The organism is Blastococcus sp. SYSU DS1021 (assembly GCF_054050995.1).
The window spans coordinates 61700-81693 of record NZ_JBJHAL010000017.1; the positions used below are offsets into that span (position 1 = coordinate 61700).

Annotated in this window: 19 protein-coding genes; 6 read left to right on the plus strand and 13 right to left on the minus strand. The window is 74.6% G+C overall.

All coding sequences use genetic code 11. The features are described from left to right. Nucleotides 1-15: 15 nt before the first annotated feature. The 4 genes from ACI8AP_RS13825 to ahcY form a co-directional block, all read right to left on the minus strand. Nucleotides 16-1743, minus strand: a complete 1728-nt coding sequence (locus ACI8AP_RS13825; protein ID WP_456589927.1) for an LpqB family beta-propeller domain-containing protein — start codon at nt 1741-1743, stop codon at nt 16-18. Beyond that, nucleotides 1740-3467 carry an MtrAB system histidine kinase MtrB gene (gene mtrB, locus ACI8AP_RS13830; protein WP_456589928.1) on the minus strand — a complete coding sequence of 576 codons (1728 nt, stop codon included), beginning with the start codon at nt 3465-3467 and terminating at the stop codon, nt 1740-1742. The genes ACI8AP_RS13825 and mtrB overlap by 4 nt, the downstream gene beginning before the upstream one ends. Before the next feature lie 85 nt (nt 3468-3552). Then, nucleotides 3553-4269 (minus strand): MtrAB system response regulator MtrA, encoded by a 717-nt coding sequence (gene mtrA, locus ACI8AP_RS13835; protein ID WP_456589929.1) that lies wholly within the window; start codon nt 4267-4269, stop codon nt 3553-3555. Nucleotides 4270-4454: 185 nt separating this feature from the next. Further along, nucleotides 4455-5939, minus strand: coding sequence for an adenosylhomocysteinase (gene ahcY / locus ACI8AP_RS13840; RefSeq protein ID WP_456589930.1), 1485 nt, complete (start codon nt 5937-5939; stop codon nt 4455-4457). A 506-nt stretch (nt 5940-6445) separates the two neighbouring features. Here ahcY and ACI8AP_RS13845 point away from each other — a divergent pair. The 4 genes from ACI8AP_RS13845 (at nt 6446) to ACI8AP_RS13860 (ending at nt 10162) form a co-directional block, all read left to right on the plus strand. Beyond that, nucleotides 6446-7189 (plus strand): Atu4866 domain-containing protein, encoded by a 744-nt coding sequence (locus ACI8AP_RS13845; protein WP_456589931.1) that lies wholly within the window; start codon nt 6446-6448, stop codon nt 7187-7189. After that, entirely contained in the window at nt 7186-8577 is a 1392-nt protein-coding gene (locus ACI8AP_RS13850) for an amidohydrolase family protein (RefSeq protein ID WP_456589932.1), read from the plus strand. The genes ACI8AP_RS13845 and ACI8AP_RS13850 overlap by 4 nt, the downstream gene beginning before the upstream one ends. Beyond that, nucleotides 8574-9212, plus strand: a complete 639-nt coding sequence (locus ACI8AP_RS13855; protein WP_456589933.1) for an Atu4866 domain-containing protein — start codon at nt 8574-8576, stop codon at nt 9210-9212. The genes ACI8AP_RS13850 and ACI8AP_RS13855 overlap by 4 nt, the downstream gene beginning before the upstream one ends. A 104-nt stretch (nt 9213-9316) precedes the next feature. Continuing rightward, entirely contained in the window at nt 9317-10162 is an 846-nt protein-coding gene (locus tag ACI8AP_RS13860) for a helix-turn-helix domain-containing protein (protein WP_456589934.1), read from the plus strand. A 340-nt stretch (nt 10163-10502) separates the two neighbouring features. Here ACI8AP_RS13860 and ACI8AP_RS13865 read toward each other — a convergent pair whose 3' ends face one another. From ACI8AP_RS13865 to ACI8AP_RS13895, 7 genes are all read right to left on the minus strand, one after another. Then, a complete protein-coding gene (locus tag ACI8AP_RS13865; RefSeq protein ID WP_456589935.1) occupies nt 10503-11417 on the minus strand; it encodes a GmrSD restriction endonuclease domain-containing protein in 915 nt (304 codons plus the stop codon). A gap of 91 nt (nt 11418-11508) precedes the next feature. Further along, complete coding sequence (gene manA / locus ACI8AP_RS13870; RefSeq protein ID WP_456589936.1) at nt 11509-12684, minus strand: mannose-6-phosphate isomerase, class I; 1176 nt, start codon at nt 12682-12684, stop codon at nt 11509-11511. A gap of 184 nt (nt 12685-12868) precedes the next feature. After that, nucleotides 12869-13813: a DUF808 domain-containing protein gene (locus tag ACI8AP_RS13875; protein ID WP_456589937.1), complete on the minus strand. Its 945-nt coding sequence runs from the start codon at nt 13811-13813 to the stop codon at nt 12869-12871. A gap of 75 nt (nt 13814-13888) precedes the next feature. Next, nucleotides 13889-15034, minus strand: a complete 1146-nt coding sequence (locus tag ACI8AP_RS13880; RefSeq protein WP_456589938.1) for an SIS domain-containing protein — start codon at nt 15032-15034, stop codon at nt 13889-13891. Then, nucleotides 15031-15243 carry a Trm112 family protein gene (locus ACI8AP_RS13885; protein WP_456589939.1) on the minus strand — a complete coding sequence of 71 codons (213 nt, stop codon included), beginning with the start codon at nt 15241-15243 and terminating at the stop codon, nt 15031-15033. The genes ACI8AP_RS13880 and ACI8AP_RS13885 overlap by 4 nt, the downstream gene beginning before the upstream one ends. Next, on the minus strand, nt 15240-16619 hold the full coding sequence (locus ACI8AP_RS13890) for a phosphomannomutase/phosphoglucomutase (protein WP_456589940.1): 1380 nt from the start codon (nt 16617-16619) through the stop codon (nt 15240-15242). The genes ACI8AP_RS13885 and ACI8AP_RS13890 overlap by 4 nt, the downstream gene beginning before the upstream one ends. Before the next feature lie 96 nt (nt 16620-16715). Further along, entirely contained in the window at nt 16716-17066 is a 351-nt protein-coding gene (locus ACI8AP_RS13895) for a DUF3499 domain-containing protein (protein WP_456589941.1), read from the minus strand. 220 nt (nt 17067-17286) lie between these two features. On the opposite strand from ACI8AP_RS13895, the gene ACI8AP_RS13900 reads away from it, so the two are divergent. Beyond that, a complete protein-coding gene (locus ACI8AP_RS13900) occupies nt 17287-17754 on the plus strand; it encodes a metallopeptidase family protein (RefSeq protein ID WP_456589942.1) in 468 nt (155 codons plus the stop codon). Nucleotides 17755-17767: 13 nt separating this feature from the next. Beyond that, complete coding sequence (locus tag ACI8AP_RS13905) at nt 17768-18658, plus strand: hypothetical protein (protein ID WP_456589943.1); 891 nt, start codon at nt 17768-17770, stop codon at nt 18656-18658. A gap of 3 nt (nt 18659-18661) precedes the next feature. Here the strand turns inward: ACI8AP_RS13905 and ACI8AP_RS13910 are convergent, their stop codons facing one another. Next, entirely contained in the window at nt 18662-19474 is an 813-nt protein-coding gene (locus ACI8AP_RS13910) for a GNAT family N-acetyltransferase (RefSeq protein WP_456589944.1), read from the minus strand. A 115-nt stretch (nt 19475-19589) separates the two neighbouring features. Further along, nucleotides 19590-19820, minus strand: coding sequence for a WhiB family transcriptional regulator (locus ACI8AP_RS13915; protein WP_456589959.1), 231 nt, complete (start codon nt 19818-19820; stop codon nt 19590-19592). Nucleotides 19821-19994: the final 174 nt, after the last annotated feature.

Below are 19994 nucleotides of genomic sequence, written 5' to 3' on the forward strand. Positions count from 1 at the left end.
CAGGACGGGTGCACCTCAGGACGGGTAGAAGGGCGCCGTCCCCGGCAGCGGCTCCTCCCCGCGGACCAGGGTCACCCACCTCCCGCCGGACAGCTGCCAGATGTCGGCGCCGGTGCTCACCAGCGGCTGGCGCGACGGGGCGGCCGCCAGCGCGGTGGGCTGTCTGGGCAGCCCCGAGGTCGGCACCGGGCTCAGGCCCCAGCCGTCCACACCCACCGAGTACGGGACGATGCGGTCCTGACCCTCGTCGCCGGCCAGCACCAGCAGCTCGCCGCTGTCCCGCCAGCCGACGTCGACGACGCCGGACAGGGTCGGCGCCACGGCGCGCAGGTCGCGGAGCACGACGGCGCCGTCCGCGTCCGAGCGGACGACGGTGCCGACGTGGAGCCGGCGCCCCTGGCTGCCCTCCACCACCACGGCGGCCCGGACGCCGTCGGGCGAGAGCTGCAGCACGTCGGCCCGCCCGAGGCCGGGGAGGGTGGGAGCGGCGACCGGCTGCGGCGGCCCTCCGGCGGGAACGCGGACCAGCTCCGCGCCGTCCCGCACCACCCAGGCCTCCGTGCGGGTCGCGGCGACCGTGGGTGCGCTGAGCGTGCGGCCGTCGAGCACCGGCGCCAGCTCGCCGCCGTAGGGGCCGGCGAGCAGCGTGGCGCCCGTGCCGTCGGCGCGGACACCTGTGAGGAAGTTCAGCTCACCGCCGGCCGCCGCGACGGCGGCGCTCTCCAGCGCGTAGACGCCCTCTCCGGCCGGTCCGGGAACCGGGTCGCCCCGTGGGACCGTGCGGACGGCCCCCGCATCGATGTAGTGGCCGACCCCGTCGACGGGTACGGCGTCCGGGTCGAAGGACGCCCAGTCCTCGGCGGTCTGCCGCTGCGGCACCCCGTCGGGGGCGATCGGTTCCCCGTCGAGCAGGACGACGACGTTGACGATCCGCGGCCGGACCAGCTGCTGCAGGCTCCACACCAGCTGCGCGCAGATCTCGGCGAGGAGCGGCGCCGGCTCGGCCGGCAGACCCGTGAGCTCCACGGTGGCCGTCTGCCCCTCGACGGTCACCGACCGCTCCAGTTCCACGCCGCTCAGCGGGTTGAGGACGCCGGCGGCCAGCGCCGGCGACGGGCCGGCGATCAGCCGTTCCACCATCACCGTGGGCTGGGACTCGCCGCGGATGAGGTAGCGCGGGTCGGGGACCACGCGCGACCCGGTGGGGTCGAGGAAGTAGGCGGCGACCTCGTCGTACAGCCGCCGGAAGTCCGGCTCGAGCATGATCAGCCCGTCCGGCGGGTTGCTGATCCGCCACTCGCCGTCGACTCGCTCCAGGGTGAAGTCCCGGGTGAAGACGCCCCGCTCGGCCACGGTGAACACGCCGCGGGGATCGACCGTGCCGATCAGGTTGGCGGTCACGGTGACCGCGCCCTCGTCGGTCGTCACGACCGCGTAGTCGCTGCCGATGATGCTGATGCCGCTCGTGTCGTCCCAGGACTCCCGCGCCGCCGGGGTCAGGTACTCCCGGGCCACGGGGTGACGGCGCACGGTGCTGGCCGCCGCGTCGATGAACTGGCGGACGATCTCCTCGGTGCTGGCCCCGGGGGCCGGCGCGATCGGTTCGATGCCGACCGCCTCCGGCACCCGGGCCGGCGCCTGGGTGATCAGCACCGTCGGTGAGTCGGTGGGCACCGTCGAACACGCGACCAGCGTCAGCAGCGCCGTCAGCAACGCCACGGCGACCGACGCACGCCGCCTCACCGCGCCGCGCCTGGTCGCTGGAGCCTCACCGGACGCAGCGGCAGGGGCGAGCTGGTCAGATCCCCGCCGGCCACCAGGGGCAGGGTGAGCCGGAACTGGGCGCCGGCGCCGGGCTGCCCCCACACCTGCAGCCAACCGCCGTGCAGACGGGCGTCCTCCAGGCTGATCGACAGCCCGAGGCCGCTGCCGCCGACCGTGCGCACCCGCGAGGGGTCGGCGCGCCAGAACCGATCGAACACGTGCTGCGCCTCGCCGGAGCTCAGCCCGACCCCGTGGTCGCGCACGGTCACCGCGGCCGCCGACCGGTTGGCGGCCAGCGTGATCTCCACCGGGCGCCCGGCACCGTGCTCGATGGCGTTGCCGACGAGGTTGCGCAGGATGCGCTCGACCCGGCGGACGTCCACCTCGGCCAGGACCGCCTCGGCCGGCCGGGTGACCCGCAGCTCGCAGCCGTGACGCTCGGCGAGCGAGCTCATCCCGTCGACGACCCGGCCGACCAACGCACCCATGTCGGTCGGGGTCGAGTCGAGCACGGCCGCGCCGGCGTCGTAGCGGCTGATCTCCAGCAGGTCGGTGAGCAGCGCCTCGAACCGGTCGAGCTCGGCGCGCAGCAGCTCGGCCGAGCGGGCGACGTGCGCCGGGAAGTCCTCCCGGGCCTCGTGCAGGATCTCCGCCGCCATCTGCACGGTGGTCAGCGGGGTGCGCAGCTCGTGGGACACGTCCGAGGTGAACCGCTGCTGCAGCTGGGACAACCCCTCCAGCTGCGTGATCTGCCGCTGCAGGCTGTCGGCCATCGCGTTGAAGCTGGTCGCCAGCCGGGCGAGGTCGTCCTCGCCCCGCACCTCCATCCGCTCCTCGAGCTGACCTTCGGCCAGCCGCTGGGCGGTGCCGGCGGCCTGTCGCACCGGGTCGACCACCAGCCGGGTGACCAGGACGCCGATGCCGACCACGAGCAGCGTGAGCGCCACCCCGCTGATGACCACCGTGCTCCGGATCAGCTGGAGGCTCTCCTGCTCCTGCTGCAGCGGGAAGACGTAGTACAGCTCGATCCGGTCGGGCCCCTGCGCGTCGCCGCTGACCGGCGCCCCCACCAGCAGGCCGGGCCGGGGGTCACCGGACTCGCCGGGCACCCGGTGGTACTTCGACGCCTGATTGCCGGCGTCGACCGCCGACCGCAGCTCGGGGGGCAGCGCGGCGTACAGGGGCCGGCGGTTGGTGGCCGGGACCTCTGCCCCGCCGCTCGGCCGGTAGATCATGACGACGTCGAAGTCGCCGGCCGCGCCACCGCGGTCCAGCAGCCGGTTCACCGTGCGCTCGAGGGTGGCGCGGACGCTGGCGGCGTCCCCGGTGGCGATGCCGGCCAGCTCGCTCTGGGCGTACACGACGCCCGCCTGCACCTGGTCGACCGCCGCGTCGCGCTTCACCCGCAGCAGCTGGTCGCGGATCTGGCTGAACAGCACCATGCTCACGATCAGCACGACCGTGCCGGCGAGGAGCATGGTGATCGCGCCGATCCGCACCTGCAGCGACGACCGCCAGGCCTGCGCCGCCCGCGAGCCGAGAGCACCGGCGGTGCGCCGCACGCGGCGGCGCACCTGCCCGGCGCGGCGGCGCAGCCCGCGCCCTACCCGGAGGAGCTCCTCGCGCGCCCCTGGGCCGCGCCCGGGATCCGGTGAGTACTGCCCGGACCCGGCGCCCGTCTCGGGGGTCCGGGTGGCGGTCACCGCCTCAGTGTCCCTCAGCCGGCTGCCGATCCCGGGACTCCGCGCCCAGCGGGCACCGCTCCGCTCACGGTGCATCCGGATCCGCTCACGGAGGCCCGGCCTTGTAGCCCACCCCGCGCACGGTCAGCACGACCTCGGGCTTCTCCGGATCGCGCTCGACCTTCGCCCGCAGCCGCTGCACGTGCACGTTGACCAGGCGGGTGTCCGCCGCGTGCCGGTAGCCCCACACCTGCTCCAGCAGGAGCTCCCGGGTGAACACCTGACGCGGCTTGCGCGCCAGCGCCACCAGCAGGTCGAACTCCAGCGGGGTGAGCGCGATGGGGACGCCGTCCCGGGTGACCTGGTGCGCGGGGACGTCGATCTGCACGTCGCCGATGCTCAGGTTCTCCGCCTGCCCGGTCTCCCCCCGGCGCAGCTGTGCACGCACGCGGGCCACCAGCTCGACGGGCTTGAACGGCTTGGTGACGTAGTCGTCGGCGCCGGCCTCCAGCCCCTGGACGACGTCGATCGTGTCGCCCTTCGCGGTGAGCATGACGATGGGCACCGTCGACTGGGTCCGGATGTCCTGACAGATCTGCAGACCGTTGCGGCCGGGCAGCATCAGGTCCAGCAGCACGAGGTCGGGCCTGGTCTGCTGGAAGACGCCGACAGCGCGGTTGCCGTCGGAGACGAAGGCCGGCTCGTACCCCTCGCGCCGCAGCACGATGCCGAGCATCTCGGCGAGGGCGGCGTCGTCGTCGACGACCAGGACACGGCCACGGCTGGGTCCGTTCTGCGGAGCAGTGGGGGGCACGGCGCCCATTCTGCGTGACGCACCCCCGAAAACGCTTCGCCCCGCCCGGAGAAGATCCCCCGGGCGGGGCGGAACAGGCTGATCAGGGCCGCAGATCGCCGCGCTGGGTCACGAGCGGCCGGCCCCTGTCAGGGACTGGAACGGCCCCCTCGCAGGGTCCCGCCGCGAGCGGTGGGGGGCGAGGGCGTCCTTCCTCAGTAGCGGTAGTGGTCGCTCTTGTAGGGCCCCTCCACCGGGACGCCGATGTAGTCGGCCTGCACCTTGGTGAGCTGGGTGAGCTTCACGCCCAGCGCGTCGAGGTGCAGCCGGGCCACGTGCTCGTCGAGCTTCTTGGGCAGCACCGTGACGCCGGGGGTCTGCCCCTCGTAGGCGGCCCGGTTGTTCCACAGCTCGATCTGCGCCAGCACCTGGTTGGAGAACGACGCGCTCATCACGAAGCTGGGGTGCCCGGTGGCGTTGCCCAGGTTCAGCAGCCGGCCCTCGGAGAGCACGATGATCGTGTGGCCGTCGGCGAACCGCCACTCGTCCACCTGCGGCTTGATGGTGGTCCGCTCGATCCCCGGCGTGCGCGCCAGGCCGGCCATGTCGATCTCGTTGTCGAAGTGCCCGATGTTGCCGATGATCGCCTGGTGCTTGGTCCGGCTCAGCTGGTCGGCCGAGATGATGTCCTTGTTGCCGGTGGCCGTGATGATGATGTCGGCCTTGCCGATGACCTCGTCCAGCGTGGTCACCTCGTAGCCGTGCATCGCCGCCTGGAGGGCGTTGATCGGGTCGATCTCGGTGACGATGACCCGCGCACCCTGGCCGCGCAGCGACTCCGCGCAGCCCTTCCCGACGTCGCCGTAGCCGCAGACGACGGCGACCTTGCCGCCGATCATCACGTCGGTCGCGCGGTTGATGCCGTCGATCAGCGAGTGCCGGCAGCCGTAGAGGTTGTCGAACTTGCTCTTGGTCACCGAGTCGTTGACGTTGATCGCCGGGAAGAGCAGCCGGCCTTCGCGGGCGAGCTCGTACAGGCGCATGACGCCGGTGGTGGTCTCCTCGGTGACGCCGGTGATGCCCTGGCCGATGCGGGTCCAGTACTGGCCGTCCTCGGCGAGCGTGCCGCGCAGCACGTCGAGGATCACGCCGTACTCCTCGGAGTCGGCCTCGGTGGTGTCGGGGACGACGCCGTCGGCCTCGAAGCGGGTGCCCAGGTGGATCAGCAGGGTGGCGTCACCGCCGTCGTCGAGCAGCATGTTGGGGCCGACGACGGCGCCCGACTCGTCGCGGAACTCGAACAGCCGCTGCGTGCACCACCAGTACTCCTCGAGCGTCTCGCCCTTCCAGGCGAAGACGGGGACGCCGGCGGGCTGCTCGGGGGTGCCGTCGCCGACGACGATCGCGGCCGCGGCGTGGTCCTGCGTGGAGAAGATGTTGCAGCTCACCCAGCGGACGTCGGCGCCCAGCGCGGTCAACGTCTCGATGAGGACGGCGGTCTGCACGGTCATGTGCAGCGACCCGGCGATGCGGGCACCGGCCAGGGGCTGGGCGTCGCCGTACTCGGCGCGGAGCGCCATCAGGCCGGGCATCTCGTGCTCGGCGAGCTGGATCTCCTTGCGGCCGAACGGCGCCAGGGAGAGGTCGGCGACCTTGAAGTCGCCGTCGGTCAGCGTGCGGGTGCCAGTGCTGGCGGTCATGTCGCTCCAGTGTCCGCGCCCGGGCCGTGGCCCGCGGGGCGCTACGGGGTGGTCTGAGAGAGCGAGCATGCCGAGGCTTCGGCGGGGCTCGTGCCGGCGTCCAGCTTAGACGCGCGGCCCGGGACGGGCGCCCGTCCCTGCTCACGCACGTCGGTTGTGCACCGCCTGCATCGGCTGGGCCGGCCGGCCCCCTGAAGGCGGCACTCACCCTTCGCCCGAGAACCACACCGCGCACCCCGCCGGTCGGTGGATCGAGGCCACGGCCGGGCGATGTCGCCCCCATGGTGATCGGGGCCTGATGCGGGGCTCGTCCCGGCGCTTCCACCGCAGACCCGCCCGCCCGTCGAGGTCACCCGCTCTCTCCCCCGGCAGCTCCAGGCCGTCCGTCGGCCGGTTGCCTCGGGGATCGCGCGCCGTAGAAGAGCCAGTTCCCCTTGCCGGGGTGCGGCACTCCCTGGGTGCATCGCGGCCTTCTCTGCCGTGTCGGGCCGCACGAGGGTGAAGCCATGCCCACCACCTTCCCCGCTTTCACGGCCGCCGGACTGGCCGCCGTCCGCGCCGGCGCCGATCGGCCGCTGCTGCTGACCAACGCGACGATCCACACCCTCGACCCGCTGATCGGCACCATGCACGACGCCGACGTGCTCCTCGGCGGCACGCTGGTCGTCGGCGTCGGGCCCGGCATCGTCACCGCGGCCGAGGACGACGGTGCCGTGGTCATCGACGCCACCGGCACCACCGTGCTCCCCGCCCGCCTCGACGCGACCACCACCCTCGGCGCCGCCGCGCGCGGCACCGGCCCCGGGACGCTCGCACCCGGCGCGGACGCCGACCTCGCCGTCGTGCCCGACGAGCACGCCCCGGACCTGGCCGCGGCACTGCACACCGCGTTCACGCGGCCCGACCTACTGCTCGCAGTCCTGCAGGAGGGACGCCCCGTCCACTGGGCCGGCGACCCCCTCGGTTCCGTGCCGCCCCGTACCCGGCTGCAGCCCGACCGGCTCGCGGTCGACCCGGGCCGCGTAGGCGTGTGGGTCGACACCGGCGACTTCCTGCACCAGGAACTGACCGCCGACGGCCGCTACGACGAGACCCGCGGGGGCCGCCCGCACGCCTTCGCGGGCCGCTACTGGGTCGACGGTGACCGCATCGACTACCTCGACGACCTCGGCTTCTGGGCCTTCGGCCGGTTCGCCGACGACGCCTTGCACCACGCCGGCTACACCATGCACCGGAAGGACGCCCGATGAGCACCGACCCCGTCCTGGACGCACTGAACCGCTCCGCCACCGATGCCGACCGCCTCGTCCTGCTGCGCGGCGCGACCGTCGTGACGATGGATCCTGCGCTGGGAACCATCGACACCGGTGACGTCCTGGTGCGCGGGGCGCGCATCGTCGACGTCGGCCGCGACCTTCCGGACGCCGGGGCGATCGCCGTCGACGTGACCGGCAGCATCGTCGCCCCGGGCATGGTGGACACCCACCGGCACGCCTGGCAGGCACAGATGCGCCGCACCATCCCCGACGTCGACGACCTCGCCGGATACCTGCAGTCCACGCTCATGCACGTGGCGCCGACCTACGCCCCCGACGACGTGTACCTCGGCACACGCCTGGCCGCGCTGACCGCACTGGACGGCGGCATCACCACGATGCTCGACTTCTCGCACAACTCGCGCACCACCGCCCACTCGGACGCGGCGATCACCGCGCTGATCGACTCCGGCATCCGCGGTGTGCACGCCTCCATGGCCCCGCACTTCGGCGACTGGGACGGCCAGTGGCCCGCGGACCTGACCCGGCTGCGTTCGACCTACGTCCCCACCGACGACCAGTTGGTCACGCTGCGCGTGGCGGCACTGGCCACCGGAGACATCGCCGGGCACCTCGCCTACGGTCCCGACCTGGCTCGGGTCGCAGCCGACCTCGACATCGGCGTGAGCCTGGACGTCATGTTCGGTCAGGCCGCCTCCCGCGCCATCCTGGACTGGCAGGGGCAAGGGCTGCTCGGCCCGCACCTGGAGTCGATCCACTCCACGGCGCTGTCCGCGGACGCCTGGGCGGCGATGCGCGACCACGGCGTCACCGTCTCGCTGGCCCCCACCTCCGACGCCCAGATCGGGCTGGAGGACGCCGTCCCGCCGGTCGACGAGGCGCTCGCCCACGGGATCCGGCCCGGGCTGTCGGTGGACGTGGAGGTCGCGCTGGCCTCCGACATGTTCACCCAGATGCGGTCGCTGCTGACGATCCAACGCATGCGCGCGGTCAACGCCGCCTACGGCACCGGGCAGGCGCCCAGCCGCATCACCACCCGCGACGTGCTCGACTTCGCGACCCTGTCCGGGGCGCGCACGCTGCGGCTCGACGACCGCACCGGTTCCATCACCCCAGGAAAGCAGGCCGACCTCGTCATCGTGGACGCCGAGGCGATCAACACCATGCCGCTGCACGACGCCGTCGGAACCCTCGTGCTGGGCGCCGACCGCTCGAACATCACCTCGGTGTGGGTGGCCGGCCAGGTGCGCAAGTGGGACGGCGCCCTCGTCGGGGTGGACGTCGACGCCCTGCGCACCCAGGTGCACGACTCGGTCGCCGCGATCACCGAGCGTCTCGCCACCACCGGAGCCGGCCGGTGACCCCGCCCGACGCCGACACGTTCGTCGTCACGCGTGCGCACGTCAGGACCGGGTCCGGGACCGTGGCGCCCGGCGATCTGCACGTGGTCGGGGAGCGTCTGGCCGCGGGGCCGGCCGACCCCGGGGTGGAGGTGATCGACGTCGACGGCGCCTACGCCGTCCCGCTGCTGGTGGACAGCGCCGTGGCGCAGCTGCCGCCGGCCCGGCGCGGCGGGTACGACCTCGTGCCCGGCAACCCGGCCACCTTCGCCGTCGTGCGCCGCCCGGTCAGCGAGGCGCAGGTGCACAGCATGCTGGTCGTCGACCCGCAGGACCTGCTGGCGGTGTGGGTCGCCGGACACCTCGAGGCCTGGGACGGCGAGCCGACCCGGCCCGCGGGACAGGACGTCGCGGACCCGGCCGTCCGAGAGACGTGGGTGGGCACCTGGCACGACCCTGGCCGCGGCCTGCTGCAGCACCTGCGACCAGACGGCCGCTACTCCGAGACCCGGGGCGGGCGCGCCGACGCGTACACCGGCCGCTACTGGCTGCACGAGGACCGGGTCACCTACCTGGACGACTCCGGCTTCTGGGCGTTCGGCCAGCTGCTGGACGGCGTCCTTCACCACGCCGGGTTCGTGATGACCCGACGCTGAGCAGGCGGCGCGCCGGGCCGAGGGGCCCCGGCGCGCCGCGGCCGACGGCTGCCAGGGAGCACCAGGTCCTGGTTGCCGAGGTGAGCGGCCCCTACGGTCGGAACGTGCGCACCGCAGACCTCGGCCCGTTCCTCAAGGCCCGCCGCGGCCACCTCCAGCCCGACGACGTCGGGCTGACCGGGCACACCACCCGCCGCGTGCCCGGGCTGCGTCGCGAGGAGGTGGCGATGCTGGCCGGCGTCAGCGTGGACTACTACGCCCGCCTGGAGCAGGGCCGCGAACGCAACCCGTCACCGTCCGTGCTCAACGCGATCGCCAGCGCCCTGTGCCTCGACCCCGACCAGCGCGAGCACCTCTTCCGCCTGGCCCACCTGGCGCCCACCACCCTGGCGCCCACCACCCCGGCGCCGCCGCAGTCACTGCTGGACCTGCTGGAGGCGTGGCCGCACACCCCCGCGGTGATCATCAACCGGCAGCTCGACGTGCTGGCGCACAACGCCCTGGCCGGCGCCCTGTACTCGGACTTCGACCGGATCGACAACGTCGCCCGCATGACGTTCCTCGACCCGGTCGGCTCCAGCTTCTACGCCCACTGGGACCGAGCCGCGGAGTCCTGCGTGGCCAACCTGCGCCTGGCCCTGGGACACGTGGACTCCGCCGATGCCGTGCGCCGGCTGGTGGTCGAGCTCTCCACGGCCAGCTCCGCGTTCCGCCACCTGTGGGCCAAGCACGACGTACGCGGCAAGACGCACGACTCCAAGGCGTTCCGCCACCGCGACGTCGGCGACCTCGTCCTCGACTACCACACGCTCGACGTCAAGGGCTCACCCGGCCGCCAGCTCATCGTCTACCACGCCGCGCCCGGCTCGCCCAGCGCGGACAGGCTGCAGCTGCTCGCCTCCCTGCACGCCACGCCTTTGGCAGCGCCCGCGACCCCGGACGCCCCGTAGGCAGGCCAACCGTCCTCACCCCGACAGCACACCCAGCACCGGTCCCCACGGGTTCGGAGCCGGGCCGGTGCGCCCGGAACTCCTGCGCCAGTCCGGTCGCGCCTTCGGCTCGCCGTCCTGAACCACCCGCGAGACGTTCACCTGGCCCGAAGCCGACAGGGCCGCGTGGACGCCTCAGTGGCACGCCGACTGCAGCCCCGGCTCGACATCGAGGAACCGCGCCCGACCGGCGTGAGCCTCGTGGAGTGGCCTGCAGTGCTCGACGCGCCGCGAGCAGCGCGCCGGGCACGCGACGTCCCGGGAGCCAGGCGGCGGGCCCACCGGATCGTCGCGGCACACGTCAGGACTCGCAGCCCACCCCGTCCCCGTCGCCGTCGAACGCCTCCGAGAAGCCCGGCTCACCCCGGTGGATGGGCGCCGCTCCGGCGCCCCGTACCGCCGCGCAGTCGGCGTAGCGGGGCGCCGACGCGGACCGCGGGTCGGCTTCGGGAACGGTCGCCGCCGGCTGCGGGACGGGCAGCGGTGAATGGTCGGCGGACGGCAGCGGCTCGTCCGGACACCCCGCGAGTACCCCGGCCATGGCGTCGTGCTCGGCCGGAGTCACCCAGAGGCCGTGCGCGGCCTTCACGGCGATCTGCCGGGCCACGTAGGCGCACCGGTAGCCGCGGTCCGGCGGCAGCCAGGTGGCGGCGTCGCCGTCGCCCTTCTGCATGTTGAGCGGGCCGTCGACGGCGAGCAGGTTGAGCGGGTCGTTGGCGAACCGGACCCGCCGTGGCTCGTCCCAGCCCTGGGCGCCCTTCTGCCACGCGTCGGAGAGCGCGACCACGTGGTCGATCTGCACGTCGGCGCTGGTGTCCTGGCCGCGGAGGAAGGGGATCGTCTCCCCCGAGTAGGGGTCGGCGAGGGTGCCGGTGGCGACGACGCAGTCCCGGGTACCCGGCTGGAAGGTCTCCCCGGTCAGATCCCGGGCCAGGACGTCGTTGCGCGTGTCGCAGCCGTTGCGGTCGGTGTCGACCCAGCCCGCGCCGAACTGGTCCCGGTCGTAGCCGGTCTTCGGGGCGCGGCCCTTGACGTCCAGCTCGTCCAGCGCGGCGAGCGCGGAGCCGGTGACGAGCGCGGGCGCCGCCGTGGCCTCCGTGCGGTCGGCGCCCTCGCCGACGTCCACCGCCTCGCAGCCGGCCGACGCCATCGCCACGCCGAACGCGAGGACCGCACCGGCGAGCCGACGGGACCGGGAACCGGGTCGTACGTGCACGCAACTCCCCCACCAGCCGGACGGCGACCGGCCCGACGCTAGGCCGCGGCTGCCGGACCCCGTCGGCGCAACGCCGGGGCCGGCCGGCGTCTCACGAGATGGCGGTGGTGGCCCGGTAGAGCACCGCCGGGCCGCGAGCGGCGACCGGCGCACCGGCGGGGACGAACGCCGCGCGGCCCTTCGCCAGGGTCAGCTCTCCGTCGACCGACGCCAGCACCGCGGTGCCGTCCGTGCACAGCAGGAGCTGCGGTCCGCGCGTGGTCAGCGTGCCCGCCTGCTCGTCGAGCTGGCAGCGGGTGAGGTCGAAGTCCTGCACCGGCACCGGGTAGCGCAGGCCGCCTGGCCCGAGCACCGGGTGGATCACCGGCACCCGCCCGTCGGAGAAGTCCAGGACCTCGATCAGCGCCGCGAGGTCGACGTGCTTGGCGGTCAGCCCGCCGCGCAGCACGTTGTCGGAGCTGGCCATCACCTCGACACCGGCACCCGACAGGTAGGCGTGCAGGTTGCCCGCGGGGAGGAACACCGCCTCTCCCGGGGCCAGCTTGAGGTGGTTGCACATCAGCGAGATGACGACGCCCGGGTCGCCGGGGTAGGTCTCGGCGAGGGTCGCCGCCCACCGGTAGGTGTTGATGAACTCCGGGTCGTGCGCCGCCACGAACCTGCCCGCCGCGGTGGCCACGGCGGCCACGAGCTCCGTCCGGCGCTCCCCGGGCAGCGCCAGCAGCTGCGGGATCGCCGCGCGCAGGCCGCCGCGCGCCAGGGCGGCGATGGTGGGCTTGAGCTCAGGCACCTGCAGCTTGGCCAGGCAGTGCAGCGACTCCTCCACCGGGCGGAACCCGCACAGCGCTTCGAACGTGGTGAGCGCGAGCAGCAGCTCGGGCTTGTGGAAGGGGTCCTTGAACGTCCGCGTCGGGTCGTCGTGCGGGATGCCGGCGGCCTCCTCGGCGGCGTAGCCGGCCTCGGCCTGCTCCGTCGTGGGGTGCGCCTGCAGCGACAGCGGGGTCTCGGCGGCGAGCACCTTCATCAGGAAGGGCAGCCGCGCCCCGAAGCGCTCCACCACCGGGGTGCCCAGCAGCTCGGCGGGCTCCTCGGCGATCGCCTTGTCCAGCGGGCGCCCGTCGGCCAGGACGCTGGGCTCGTCGGGGTGGGCCCCGATCCACAGCTCCGCGTGCGGCCGCTCCGCGGGCACGGGCTCACCGAGGAGCTCGGGGATCACGGTGCGGCTCCCCCACGGGTAGAACCGCACACCGTTGCTCAGCTGCCACATGGTCTGGGCAGATTACGGCCCGACCGCGTCCCCGGGAACGAACCTCACCCCCGCGGGGCGGGTCGCCCCCTGGTCACACCGCGGGACGGCCCCGCGGCGCCCGGGGCGGGGACCTCCCGGGACGGTGGCCTTCTCCCCCGCCCCGGCGACCGGGGCACGGGTGCGGCGCCGCCGGCGCCGCGTCTCAGTGCGCCCCGGCCCCGGCCTTGCCCCGGTGCACCGTGAGGTTCATGACCAGGACCACCACGGCCCCCACGACCAGCCCGAGCAGCGCGCTGCCCAGCGTGTTGACCAGCCAGCCCACGACCCCGCCGAGAGCGCCGGTGGCGTCGTGCGCTGCCTCCTCCAGGTGGTGCACGAACTCGTAGAGCGGGTGGAAGCCCAACTCGTCGGTGCCCACCAGGATGATGTGCCCACCGACCCACAGCATGGCGACGGTGCCGACGACGGTGAGGGCGGACAGCAGCTTCGGCATGCCCTTCACCAGGCCGCGGCCGAACGCGGCGAGCCCCTTCGAGGTCCGCTGCGACAGGTTCAGCCCGACGTCGTCCATCTTCACGATGACGCCGACGACGCCGTACACCAGCACGGTGATGCCGAGCGCGACGACCACCAGGATGGCCGCCCGGGACAGGAAGCCCTCGCTCGCCACCTCGTTGAGGCTGATCACCATGATCTCGGCCGAGAGGATGAAGTCGGTGCGCACGGCCCCGGACACGATCGTGCTCTCGTCCGGGAGCGCGTCCTCCACCGTGGCGTGCGCCTCTGCGTGGCCGCTCACCCGGTGCCAGATCTTCTCCGCTCCCTCGTAGCAGAGGTAGGCACCACCGATCATCAGGATGGGGGTGAGCAGGAACGGCAGGAACTGGCTGAGCAGCAGGATCGCCGGCAGGATGATCAGGAGCTTGTTCCGGAGCGATCCGACGGCGATCTTCCGGATGATCGGCAGCTCGCGGTCGGCGTTCAGCCCGTGCACGTACTGCGGCGTGACGGCGGTGTCGTCGACGACGACGCCGGCCGCCTTGATGCTGGCCCGCCCGGCAGCCGCCCCGATGTCGTCGATCGAGGCCGCGGCCGCGCGCGCCAGCACCGCCACGTCGTCGAGCAGGGCTACGAGTCCACCCGCCAAGGGAGTTCCTTCCGATCGGTCAGCACCGGCGTGCTGTCGCCATGATGGTGGACCCGCCACGGGCCGCGCGCGCACTCAGCGAGGTCGGGCCCGCTCGGTGTCGAGGGCGAGCGCCAGGTAGACGGCGCTGAAGTCGGCGACGGCCAGCTGCCGGGCCAGGCGGGGCAGCCGAGCGAACCGCTCCGGCTCCCCGTGCTCGGCCAGGCCGCTGACCGGCACGCTGTGCGCCGCGGCGGTGCTCAGCACCTGCTGCATCGCCTCGGCCGCCGAGCGTGGCTCCCGCTCCCCCGCGCCGTCGTGCCCGCCGGCGTCGCTGTCGCGGATCGTCAGCAGCCGCAGCCGCCGGCCGCTGTCGGCGACGCGGTCCCGGAAGAAGTCGTCGGCCGCGTCCTGCGGCGCGAGCGGCCCGCCCAGGACGGCGCAGGCGGCAACCCGCTGGTCCGGCAGCCGGAAGTCGGCGACCGGGAGCCCCGCGAGCGTGGCCAGCTGGTCGGCGACGCGGGTCGCCGCCGCCCCGGCGAGCGGCCCTTCCGAGGCGATCACCGGGAGCGCGTCGAGCAGCTCCAGCGCCAGGCTCTTGGCCGGGTTGACGAACGACTCCCGCGCCGGGCCGCACTCCTCGGCCACCCGGTCCAGAGCCCCCGCCACCGCCTCGGTGTCGGCCACGCCGTCGGCCAGCAGCCTCAGGTCGGCCGCCAGGCGAAGCATCGGCGTGAGCAGCGACCAGAGGGTCGTGTGGCGGACGCGGCTCGCCGGCAGCGCGACGTAGGGCGCCCGGGCCGAGGAACACACGCCGCGCAGCGGCGCGTCCTCGGCGCCGATCCCGACCAGCGCGACCCCCCGGCGGGCGGCCTCGTAGGCCGGCGCGAGGGCGTACGCGCCCGCACCGGTGCGCGTGGCCACGACCGCGACGTCGCTGGGGCCGGTCCACACGGGCAGCGCGGGACCGGGGACGACGTCGACGGTGACCGGGCTGGCGGGGCCGAGGAGTGCCCGCAGCACCGACGCGGCCACGGCGCCCTCCCGCCGGGCGACGATGACGAGCCCGCGGGGCCGGCCGCCCTCGGTGACCCGGTCCAGCCCGGCCTCCTCGGTCAGCCGCGCGGTCTCCCGGACCTGCGCACCGGACCCGGCCACGGCCGGCAGCAGCCCGCGCGGATCCCGCGCGCGCAGCAGCTCGAGGTCGTCGAGGACCTCCTCGGCCAGCTCGGGCGAGGTCATGACGAGCGGTGCCGCGCCTCGTCGAGCAGCAGCACGGGGATGCCGTCACGGACCGGGAACGCCCGGTCGCAGGTGCCGCAGACCAGTTCACCGGCCGCCTCGTCGACGGCCAGCGGGGTGTGGTGGCTGTCCGGGCAGGCGAGGATGGCCAGCAGTTCCGGGTCCAGGCCGAGCGGGCCGCTCGGGGTGCCGCTCCGGGGTGTGGTCACTTCGACTCCTGTTCCGCGCGCACGGTGCGGAGCACCCGGTCGCGCACCTCGCTCATCCGCGCCTCGTCCGGCGCCTCCACGTTCAGCCGCAGCAGCGGCTCGGTGTTGCTGGCCCGCAGGTTGAACCACGCGCCGTCGGGCAGCTCGACGGTCAGGCCGTCGAGCTCGTCGACCGTCGCGCCCTCCTCCTTCTCGAAGACCTCCCGCACCGCCGCCATCCGCTCCCCCGCGTCGGCCACCGTGGAGTTGATCTCGCCGGAGGCGGCGTAGCGCGCGTAGGCGGCGGTCAGCTCCGACAGCGGCCGACCCTGCTCCCCCAGCGCGGCCAGGACGTGCATGGCCGCGAGCATGCCGGTGTCGGCCCGCCAGAAGTCGCGGAAGTAGTAGTGCGCGGAGTGCTCGCCACCGAAGACCGCGTCGGTGCGGGCCATCTCGGCCTTGATGAACGAGTGCCCCACGCGCGTGCGGACCGGCTGCCCGCCGTGCTCGCGCACGATCTCCGGCACGGCCCGGGAGGTGATCAGGTTGTGGATGATCGTCGTCCCGCGCCCCTTGGCCAGCTCGCGCACCGCGACCAGGGCGGTGATGGCCGAGGGGCTCACCGGCTCGCCCCGCTCGTCGATGACGAAGACCCGGTCGGCGTCGCCGTCGAACGCCAGGCCGATGTCGGCGCCGTGCTCGACGACGGCGCGCTGCAGGTCGACCAGGTTCGCCGGGTCCAGGGGGTTGGCCTCGTGGTTGGGGAACGACCCGTCCAGCTCGAAGTACAGCGGCACGATCTCCAGCGGCAGCCCGGCGAGGACCACCGGGACCGTGTGCCCGCCCATGCCGTTGCCCGCGTCGACTACGACGCGGAGCGGCCGGATCGTGGCGAGGTCGACCAGCGAGCGCAGGTGCGCGGCGTAGTCGGCGAGGACGTCGCGGGTGGTGACGGTGCCGACCCGTTCCGGCACGCGCTCGTAGGTGTCGCGCTCGGCCCACTCGCGGATGGTGACCAGCCCGGAGTCCTGCCCGATGGGGGCGGCCCCGGCACGGCACATCTTGATCCCGTTGTACTGCGCGGGGTTGTGGCTGGCGGTGAACATCGCCCCGGGCACGTCGAGCGATCCGGCGGCGAAGTACAGCAGGTCGGTGGAGCCCAGCCCGGCCTCGACGACGTCGACGCCGCGGCCGATGACGCCTTCGGCGAAGGCGCGGGAGAGCGGGACGGAGGTCTCGCGCATGTCGTGCGCGGTGACCACGGCGGTCGCACCGCTCTCGGCGAGGACGAACTCGGCGAACGCCGCCCCGATCGCCCGCGCGACGTCCTCGTCCCACTGGTCGGGGACCACCCCGCGGACGTCGTAGGCCTTGATCAGGGCCGAGAGATCACGCACGCCGCGACACTATCGGCGCGCCCCGCCACGCGCTGGAACGGCCACCCTCTCGGGGCTCGCGCCGAGCTTGCGAGGCGTGGGGGGAAGGTGGTCCTTCTAGGGGAGGTCGGGAAGCACCCGCAGGTGCCCGCGCCGGATGCCGCTGCCGTCGTCCGCGGGAGCGCGCGGCGGCTCGGGGCGGGCGGCCTCGCGGACGGCGTCGGCCAGGGCCAGCAGGTCGTCCCCCGTCGGCCCGGCGTCCTCGACGTCGATCTCGTGCCGCACGACCTCCCAGCCGCGCGGGACGGTCAGCCGCTCCGCGTGGAACTCGCACAGGTCGTAGCTGTGCGGCTCGGAGTACGTCGCCAAGGGGCCCACGACAGCGGTCGACTCCGCGTAGACGTAGGTCAGGGTCGCCGCTGCCGGTTGCGCGCAGCCGCTGCGCGAGCAGCGCCGTGACTGCCTCACCACCGGTTCCTCACGCACGGCACAGTAATCCCGCCCGGCGGTGCGCGACAGCAGGCACACCGGGAAACCGGCTGTGGCGCACCATCCTGCACGATGACCCCGTGGGCATCGTCACCGGTCGGGCGCGGGTTCGGGACCGGCGCGGCTCGACGTGGGAGAACGCCCGGCGAGCCGTCCCGGGGCCCGGCGTGTCGCGGGTCGCCGTACCCTTCGGGCAGTCATGAGCCATCCTCCGCGCCGCCGCGCCCGCTCCCGTCGCGACCGCCACGGTCGTGGCCTGCGCGGGCGCCTCGCCCCTGCCGAGGTGCCGCTGTCGCGCAGCCGGGCCGAGCTGTTCGACGACCTGGTCCTGGACGCCGTCGAGGACCTGGAACGCCGCTGGGAGCGCGAGCTGGCCGGGGTGGAGTTCGCCGTCGAGGACGTGCCCTGGGTCGAGCACACCGATCCCGACGAGGCGCTGCTGGACGCCGACGTCCTCGACGACGCGGGCGTCCCGCTGGCCCGGCTGCTGCCGGCCCGGCGCGAACAGGGCCAGGAGGTCCCGCCGCGGATCGTGGTCTACCGCCGGCCGCTGGAGCTGCGCGCGCACGACCGGGAGGACCTCGCCGACCTGGTGCGCGACGTGGTCGTCGACCAGGTCGCCACCCTGCTGGGCCGGGATCCCGAGGAGATCGACCCCACCCGCTGACATGCTGGACGGGATGGACGCCGCCGCCACCACCGCCTGGCTGGTCACCGGCGTGGTCCTGGGCGTCCTGGCCGTGGCGGCCCTGGTCGCCGCCACGGCCGTCGTCCGGGCGCGCCGGTCCCGCCCGACCGGCACACCGGATCCGGTCGACGACCTGGCCGACTTCCACGAGCACCCACCGGGCACCCGGCCGGAGCCGCCGTCCCCCGCCGGCTGGGCGACGCTGGCCCCGCCGTCGGTGGCGCCCGCTCTTCCCGGCGAGGACCACGGGCGGGGCCGCGCCGTCCTGGCCGCGCTCTGCGTCGTCGCCCTGGCGGTCGTCGGCACCGCCGCCGCGGTCGCGGCCGGCCGGCTCGCGGCGAGCGGTTCCGCCGGCGGGCCCGGGACCGACGACCGGGGGACGCCGGGTCCCGCGCCGACCTCGGACGCCGGGGCGCCCGACGCCCTCGTCGCCGACCTGGTCGCCGGCGGGCTCGTCCTGGAGCCGCGGGCGGTGGGCGTCACCGCGGCCTACCCCGAGGCGCGGCTCACCACCTCCGCCGGCACGGCCCGGCTGGAGCTGCGGCTGCCCACCTACAACTGCCTGGCCGCCGAGGCCCCGGCCGACCCGGTCGCCGCCGGGTGCACCGCCACGCCCGTCGAGCACGCCGTCGTCGAGGGTGAGGACCTGGTCGTCTCCCGCGACGGCGAGCGGTGGACCGTGCGCGGGCGCGCCCCGACGGTCCTCCGGCCGGGCGGCTCGGCCCCGGAGCCGACCGGCCGGGTCTACCCGCTGGAGCTCACCCTCGTGCCCCAGGGCGCACCGGCTGCCGACAGCGCCCGGGCCGCCACCGGGGAGCTGCGCCTCGGCACGGGCAGCGCCCCGCTCCTGCCCGAGCGCAGCCGGGTCCACCTCCCCGGCTGAGCCTCAACGGGGCCAGCGCCGCACCGGCACGGAGAGGGTGCTCACCGGTGCGCCCATCACCGTGCGGGGACCGCCGTCGCCGTCGATGCCCCACCACGGCCAGCGGTTCCCGCCGTCGACGAGGGTGAGCAGCCCGGCACGCGGCCGGTCGCCCTCGGCGACGACCGCCACCTCCAGGCGGCCGACGGCCGCGTGCAGCCGGGCCGCGGCCCGCAGGAACTCCCGCGCCCGCCGATCGGGCGCGGCGGCGAGGAACGCGGGGAGCCAGCGCTCGAGGTGCCGGTGGTCGTGCGTGCGCTCCACGGGCCCGGCCCGGTCGAGCGCGTCGACCAGCAGCGCGGTGCGGGCGTTGGCCAGGACGGCGGTGGGCAGCCGGGCAGCCAGCGCGCGGGCGGTGGGATCACCCAGGGGGAGCCCGGTCAGGTGCAGCGCCCAGGGTCCGCGCAGCGAGCCCAGGAGGCCGAGCACCCCTTCGGCGAGGTGCCCGGCGGCCTCGTCGTCACGGGCCAGCAGGCGCGCGGTGGGGCGGCCACCGGGCAGCGGCCGGGTCGCCTGGCCCAGCACGGTCACCTGGGTGAGCACCCCGCGCCGGCGCAGCTCCAGGAAGGCGGCGGCGCGCGGCGTGCCGTCGCTGTGCCCCGGGACGACGACGGCGGCGGGGCGGGTCGGCAGCGGGCGCGCGGCGCCGTGGTTGAGCACCGCGGTCAGCCACGGCGCGCGGGCGGTCAGCGGCGCAGCCAGTGCCTCCGCCAGCGGCTCCGCGGCCCGGACCTCGCGGACCACGTGCGCTCGACCGAGGGCGACGCGGGCGACCATGCCCGAACAGAACCACAGCCGCCGGCGAGGGGCGCCGGCGGCTGGGGTGAGAGTGCTGGATCGGCCCCTGCAGGGACCCGCCGCGAGCTCGCGAGCGGTGGGGAGCAGGGGGTCCTTAGACCGCTCGGCGGCGGAGCCGGCGTCGTTCGCGCTCGGAGAGGCCACCCCAGATGCCGAAGCGCTCGTCGTTGGCCAGCGCGTACTCGAGGCACTCGGCCTTGACCTCGCAGCCGGTGCAGATCTTCTTCGCCTCGCGGGTGGAGCCGCCCTTCTCGGGGAAGAACGCCTCGGGGTCGGTCTCGGCGCACAGCGCCTGCTCCTGCCAGGACTGGGTGTCCGGCTCCAGCCCGAAGCCGAGGAAGCCGACGAACGGCTGCCCCGTCCCCTGGCCCACGGCCTGGCCCGTGGCATGCCCGGTGACCGGCAGCCGGTCGGCCGACCGCTCCGACCCGTTGACGTAGTCGCTCAACCACGACACCTCTGCCATGACGGTGCGTCCCCTCTCGCTCTCGTCCCGGTG